At 72.5% G+C, this 1,439-nt stretch carries 4 pseudogenes; 2 read left to right on the top strand and 2 right to left on the bottom strand.

Annotated elements, in window-relative coordinates:
- Nucleotides 1–150: 150 nt before the first annotated feature.
- A pseudogene (locus tag UG55_RS17170) lies at nucleotides 151–928 on the top strand (NAD(P)-dependent oxidoreductase); the annotation flags it as partial.
- A 1-nt stretch (nucleotide 929) separates the two neighbouring features.
- Nucleotides 930–1,032: pseudogene (locus UG55_RS38285) on the top strand (NAD(P)-dependent oxidoreductase); the annotation flags it as partial.
- An 85-nt stretch (nucleotides 1,033–1,117) separates the two neighbouring features.
- Here UG55_RS38285 and UG55_RS38280 read toward each other — a convergent pair.
- Together UG55_RS38280 and UG55_RS38275 are read right to left on the bottom strand one after the other, a co-directional pair.
- A pseudogene (locus UG55_RS38280) lies at nucleotides 1,118–1,274 on the bottom strand (response regulator transcription factor); the annotation flags it as partial.
- A 21-nt stretch (nucleotides 1,275–1,295) separates the two neighbouring features.
- Nucleotides 1,296–1,439 (bottom strand): annotated as a pseudogene (locus UG55_RS38275) (DNA-binding response regulator); the annotation flags it as partial.

Below are 1,439 nucleotides of genomic sequence, written 5' to 3'. Positions count from 1 at the left end.
GCGGGGCGTCGACGACCGAGGACGACCGAGGACGACGGCGCGGACCAGCACCGATACCGGCACCAGCACCGATACCGGCACCGGCACCGGCACCGACACCGCGCGTGTACTTTCCGTACAGGACGCTTGCCTCGCCGGTGGGAGGGACTCATGAGCCAGGGAGCCGGGCCGCCCACGGCACCGGTGGTCGGTTTCGTCGGCCTGGGGAACATGGGCGGCGCCCTGGCGGCGAACCTGATCGGTGCCGGGCTGGACGTCGTCGCCTTCGACGCCGCCGGGCCGGAGCGCGTGCCGGCGGGTGCGGCCGGCGCCGCCGATGTGGCCGAGGTCGCCGGGCGCGCGGGCGCCATCGTGCTCAGCCTGCCGCACGGCGCCGCGGCCGAGCAGGTCGCGGGCGAGATCGTGGCCGTGGCCGGCCGCAGGGTGACGACCGTCGTCGACACCTCGACGGTCGGGGTCGAAGCCGCGCGGCGGGTGGCAGCCCTGCTGGCGGGGGCGGGGGTCGGCTACGTGGACGCGCCGGTGTCAGGTGGCGTGGCCGGTGCCCGGGCCCGCACGATCGCGGTGATGTTCGCCGGGGCCGACGGCGACTGCGCGGCCGTCGAGCACGTCCTCGCCGGGCTGAGTGACCGCCGCACCCGCGTGGGCGACGCGCCCGGCCTCGCGCAGGCGCTGAAACTGGCGAACAACTTCCTTTCCGCGACGGCGCTCGTCGCCACCAGCGAGGCGGTCGCCTTCGGGGCGGCGGCCGGACTCGACCTGGCCACGATGCTCGACGTCCTGAACAGCGGGAGTGGCCAGAACTCGGCGACGGCCGACAAGTTTCCGCACCACGTTCTCACCGGGCGTTATGCGGCAGGTTTCACCAACTCGCTTATGGCGAAGGATGTCGCGCTTTATCTCGCCGCCGTACATGGCCAGGGTGGTCNCGCAGCTATCGGGTCGGTCACCGGGGCGGTGTGGGAGCGTTTCGCCGCGGCCGAGCCACACGCCGACTTCACCCGTATCCACCCTTTCGTCGCGGATTCCTGACCGGAGGACCCAGCCGCTCAGGGTCCATCGCGAGGAACACGACGGGCGCCCCGCCGTGCCCGTGCCCGGGCCCGTGCCGCGAGACCTATTCGCCGGTCTGTTTCATCAGGTAGACGGCGGCCTGCGTGCGGCTGGCCAGGCCGAGCTTCTCCAGGATGCTCGACACGTAGTTCTTCACCGTCTTCTCCGACAACCCCAGCCGCGTCCCGATCTGCCGGTTCGTCAACCCGTCCGCGATCAGCNGCAGGATCTCCCGCTCCCGNTGGTTCAGCGTCGCCATCGCCGGGTCCTCGTGCGGACCGTCCCGCAGCCGCTCCAACACCCGCCGCGTCACCGACGGCGCCAGCAACGACTGACCCGACGCCACCGTCCGGATCGCCCCGACGAGATCGTTCCCCCGGATCTCC

The sequence above is a fragment of the Frankia sp. EI5c genome (assembly GCF_001636565.1).
In the GTDB taxonomy this organism is placed as follows: Bacteria; Actinomycetota; Actinomycetes; order Frankiales; family Frankiaceae; genus Parafrankia.
Note: the sequence above shows the minus strand (reverse complement) of the source record. Positions and strands in the feature narration are given on the sequence as shown.